Annotated in this window: 3 protein-coding genes and 1 pseudogene; 1 reads left to right on the top strand and 3 read right to left on the bottom strand. The window is 67.8% G+C overall.

Annotation, left to right across the window (positions count from 1 at the left end; all coding sequences use genetic code 11):
* Both AC1DQP_RS16655 and AC1DQP_RS16660 read right to left on the bottom strand, forming a co-directional pair.
* Positions 1-195, bottom strand: a pseudogene (locus tag AC1DQP_RS16655) (hypothetical protein); the annotation flags it as partial.
* Positions 192-710 (bottom strand): RNA polymerase sigma factor, encoded by a 519-nt coding sequence (locus AC1DQP_RS16660; protein ID WP_256774145.1) that lies wholly within the window; start codon positions 708-710, stop codon positions 192-194. The pseudogene AC1DQP_RS16655 and the gene AC1DQP_RS16660, both read right to left, overlap by 4 nt.
* A gap of 242 nt (positions 711-952) precedes the next feature.
* Between AC1DQP_RS16660 and AC1DQP_RS16665 the strand changes: the two genes are divergently transcribed.
* Entirely contained in the window at positions 953-3,835 is a 2,883-nt protein-coding gene (locus AC1DQP_RS16665; RefSeq protein ID WP_478052038.1) for a bifunctional diguanylate cyclase/phosphodiesterase, read from the top strand.
* Positions 3,836-3,878: 43 nt separating this feature from the next.
* Here the strand turns inward: AC1DQP_RS16665 and AC1DQP_RS16670 are convergent, their stop codons facing one another.
* On the bottom strand, positions 3,879-4,472 hold the full coding sequence (locus AC1DQP_RS16670) for an LOG family protein (protein WP_457318666.1): 594 nt from the start codon (positions 4,470-4,472) through the stop codon (positions 3,879-3,881).
* Positions 4,473-4,750 lie beyond the last annotated feature (278 nt).

The raw sequence follows: 4,750 nt of genomic DNA on the forward strand, positions 1-4,750 counted from the left end.
GCGCGGGACGCTGCGGGCAGGCGCAGCCGCCTCCGGGACCGGGACGGACTGCGCCACCGGCGCGGTGTGCAAGGACGCCCGTGCGGCCGCCAGTACGGCCTCGTCCAGCGCGCTCGACGGTGCGGTGGGCGCGGGACGACCGAGCAGGCGCGCCAGCGCGCGTTCTTCCGGGGTCAGCGGCGCGGACCGGTTCATTCGGACAACCCCGCACGCAGCTTGTCCATGGCATAGCGCAGGCGCGATTTCACGGTTTCGCGGCCCACGCCGGTGATCTCGGCGATCTCTTCCAGGCTCAGTTCCTGCTCCAGGCGCAACTGCAGTACCTCGCGCTGTTCGTCGGGCAGCTGTTCCATGGCCAGCTGCAGCCGGCGGCGCTGTTCGAACTCGGACAGCTGGGTTTCCGGCGTACGCGTATCGCTCATGCGGGCGACCCGCTCCTCGGCATCACCGGGCGCGGGCGGGCGGTGCCGCGCCGCGCGCCAGTGGTCGTTGAGCCGATTGTGAGCGATGCGGAACAGCCAGGTGGTGAAGGCGGCATCGGGTTGCCAACTGGCGCGCGCGGCGATCACGCGCTGCCACACGTCCTGGAACATCTCGTCGGCCAGTGCGGCATCGCGCAGCTGGCGCAGCAGGAAGCTGTACAGGCGGCTGCGGTGGCGCGCATACAGGGTTTCGAACGCAGGCAGCTCGCCAGCGGCCCAGGCCAGCATCAGCGATTCGTCGGTTGGCAGGGCGGCGGCGTCCACGGCGCACAGGGTAAGCGCTGGGCCGGATTCCGCATAGCAGGGCAAGGGGCGGGCGGGGGCAGGGGACAACATGGGCGCGGGCAGGTGGGCGATGTCCCGTTGAACGTCCCGTGGCGATGAACGGGGTTGCGGGCTTCCACTGCCCCCCTGTCGGCGCGCTATGCTCAGGCCACAGGGGAGGTGCCGGGCATCCGGCGCCAGAAGAGATGAACATGTTGTCCAGCCAGGTAGTGACGTCCTTGGGGCATCCGGATCGTGAGTCAGTGGTCTCCGCCGCGCTCGCGCAGGCGCTGTGCGCGTTGCTGCCTGGCGATGCGCAGGTGGCCCTGGCATGGTCGGACCCGGGGCTGGGCGAAGGCTGCCAGGCGCATCCGCTGCCGGAATGCGCGTCGGCCGAGCTGCTGGATGCGTTGCTGGGCGACGCGGCCGGCGTGCATACCGCGCTGCGCCGCTGGCAGCACCAGGGCAGCGAACTGGCGGTGCGGGCGCTGACCGGCGCCAACGCGATGCCCGACGAAGCCTGGTGGGCGATCGCGCTGCGCGCATTGCAGGACGCACTGGCGCTGGCGCGGCAACGCGAGCAGATCAAGTTGCTGGAGAACTCCAAGCGGCTGCAGCAGGCGCTTTACGAGATCGCCGACCTGGCCGGTGCGGACCTGGAAATGGCCGAGATGCTGCGCCATTTCCATCGCGTGCTCAATTCGCTGATGTACGCGCAGAACTGCTACATCGTCGAGTACGACGACGTGCGCCGGCGGGTACGCTTCCTGTACTTCGCCGACCAGCGCGACAGCTTCGTGGCCGATCCGGACCGCAGTTACGAAGAGCATGAAATGCCGCGCAGCCTCACCTTTGCGCTGCTGCGCCACGGCCAGCCGCTGAGCGGGCCGTCCAACGAACTGCTGGCGGCGATGAACGACGAGTACGACCCCAGCCGGGGCCCGGAGAGCCTGGACTGGCTCGGCGTGCCGATGCTGCGCGAGGGGCGCGTGTGCGGGGCGATCGTGGTCCAGAGCTACGAGCAGCGGGTGCGCTACAACGAGGCCGACCGCACGCTGCTGGGCTACGTGGCCCAGCACATCCTGACCGCGATGGACCGGCGCCAGGCACAGGTCCAGCTGGAACKCCAGGTGGAGCGGCGCACCGTGGAGCTGCAGCGTGCCAATCGCAGCCTGCAGGACGAGGTAGTGGAACGGCGGCGCGCGGAGAAACTGCAGCTGGCGCTGTTCAACATCGCCGAGATGGCGATGAGCGCCGAGAGCCTGGCGCAGTTCTACGTGCAGGTGCATGGCGTCGTCGGTACGCTGCTGGATGCGCGCAATTTCTACATCGCGCTGGTCAACGAGGGCGGTGACGGCCTGGATTTCGTGTACTCGGTGGACGAGTACAACGCCTCGCGCGCACCGCGTCCGTTCAGCCAGGGCCTGACCGAGTTCATCGTGCGCAACCGGCAACCGTTGCTGGCCTCGCGCGACCACATCGATGGGCTGCGTGCGGCCGGACGCGTGCGTGAGTTCGGCGCGCGCTCGCACTGCTGGCTGGGCGTGCCCCTGCTCAGCGACGACGATGTGGTCGGCGTGATCGTGGTGCAGAGCTATTCGCCGGAGGTGAGTTTCACCTCGCACGACCAGCGCCTGCTGACCTTCGTTGCGCAGAACATCGGCAATGGGCTGGCCCGCCAGCGTGACCAGGAAGGCCTGCGCAACGCGCACGCCGAGCTGGAAAAACGCGTGGAGGAACGCACCCGCGAGCTGGCCGAGGTCAATGACAAGCTGCTCGGCCAGATCGGCGAGCGCCTGCGTGCCGAGCAGCGCCTGACCCACCAGGCCATGCACGATGCGCTGACCGGATTGCCCAACCGCCTGCATCTGCTCGACCGGCTCGAGGACGCGATCGCCCGGGCGAGCGCACCGGATGGGCCGGTCTTCGCGGTACTGTTCCTGGACCTGGACCGGTTCAAGCTGGTCAATGACAGCATCGGCCATGCGGCCGGCGACCAGATGCTGGTCGAGGTGGCCAAGCGGATCGTGTCGATGATGGGCAGCGGTGATGTGGTGGCGCGGCTGGGCGGCGATGAGTTCGCGATCCTGCTGCAGTGCGACCAGGGGCTGGCGTCGGCGCGCGAGTTTTCGCAGCGGATGCTGGTGGCGCTGGAAGAATCGATGTGGGTCAAGGGGCGCGAACTGTTCCCATCGGGCAGCCTCGGCATYGCGATGTGGAACCCGCGCTATCGCAATGGCGAGGAACTGGTGCGCGATGCGGACGCGGCGATGTACCGGGCCAAGGCGCAGGGCAAGGATCGTTGTGCGGTGTTCGACGAGGCCATGCGCGAGGAGGCATTGCGCAGCCTGGACCTGGAAGCGGACCTGCGCCGGGCGATCATCAACCGCGATTTCCTGCCGTACTACCAGCCGATCGTGCGTCTGAGCGACGGCGCGGTGGTGGGGTATGAGGCGCTGCTGCGCTGGCAGCATGAGCGGCGGGGACTGCTGCTGCCGAGTGCGTTTCTCGACCTGGGCGAGGAGAGCGGGCTGATCGAGCAGGTGGACTGGCTGCTGTACGAAGACGTGATCGGGCAGCTGGCACTGGGCGGGGAAGGCTATCTGTCGGTGAACGTGTCGCCGCGGCATTTCCGTTCGGCCGATTTCATCAGCCGGCTGTTCGGCCTGATCGAGGCGGCGGGCGCGGATCCGTGCCGGCTGCGGCTGGAAATCACCGAAGTGGCCCTGCTCGACGATGGTCCGCGCACGCTGCGCATCCTGCAGACGCTGCGCGAGCGTGGCGTGCTGGTGCAGCTGGATGATTTCGGCACGGGATTCTCGGCACTGTCCTATCTGCACCGGTTCCCGATCTCGACCTTGAAAATCGACCAGAGCTTCATCGCCGGCCTGCACGGCCAGGACATCCAGAGCACCTACGCGCTGGTGCAGGGCGTGCTGTCGCTGGCGCGCACGCTGGGTATCGAGACCGTGGGCGAGGGTATCGAAAACGAAGCGCAGCGGTTGACGCTGCTGCAGCTCGGCTGCGATTACGGACAGGGCTACCTGCTCGGGCGGCCGGCGCCAATGGACACGTTCGCGGCGGAGTAGTGCCGGCCGTGGGCCGGCAACTCCACATCAACGCATCAGGCGATCAACGCAGCGCGTTGCGACGCTTTTCGTCGATCCACTTGGAGGCCTGGGCCGGCTGGTAGGCGCGCATCCAGTCGAGCATGGCGTCGATGTCCGAACCGTACCAGAGGTCGGCGCGCTGTTCCGGATGCAGGAAACGCTCTTCGACCATGCGGTCGATCATGCCGATCAGCGGCGCGTAGAACCCGTCCACGTCGAGGAAGGCGCAGGGCTTGTTGCCGATGCCGAGCTGGCGCCAGGTCAGCATCTCGAAGATCTCCTCCATGGTGCCGAAGCCGCCGGGCAGGGCGACGAACGCATCGGAGAGGTCGAACATGCGCGACTTGCGTTCGTGCATGGAGCCGACGATTTCCAGTTCGGTCAGGCCGCGGTGGGCCACTTCCCAATCGGCCAGCTGCTGGGGGATGACGCCGGTGACCTCGCCGCCGCCTTCCAGCACGGCATTGGCGACGGTCCCCATCAGGCCGACATTGCCGCCGCCATAGACCAGACGCAGGCCGTCGCGGGCGATGCGGTCGCCGAGTGCGATGGCGCGCTCGGTGTAGACCGGCTTGCTGCCGGGGTTGGAGCCACAGTAAACGCAAATCGACTTCATTGGATCTTCCTGTGTTCGAGACGCTGGTGCGGCGGACACGAAAAAGCCCCGCCGATGACCGCTGTTGCGGTCTCGTGACGGGGTTCGTTCCGCAGATGCGGGCGGGGATTATCGCGCGTTACGGGCGCGGAGGCCAATCTGCACACGTGACGCCAGCCGACCAACGGTCGGCGCTACGGATGAGGGTGCACCCGGGGGTAGAGCCGACCGTTGGTCGGCTTTCGTTTTTCCTGCCGTTGCCCGACCTTCGGCGTTCGTACCGTCGGTCGCCTACCCCC

Source organism: Stenotrophomonas sp. P5_A8, from assembly GCF_056400545.1.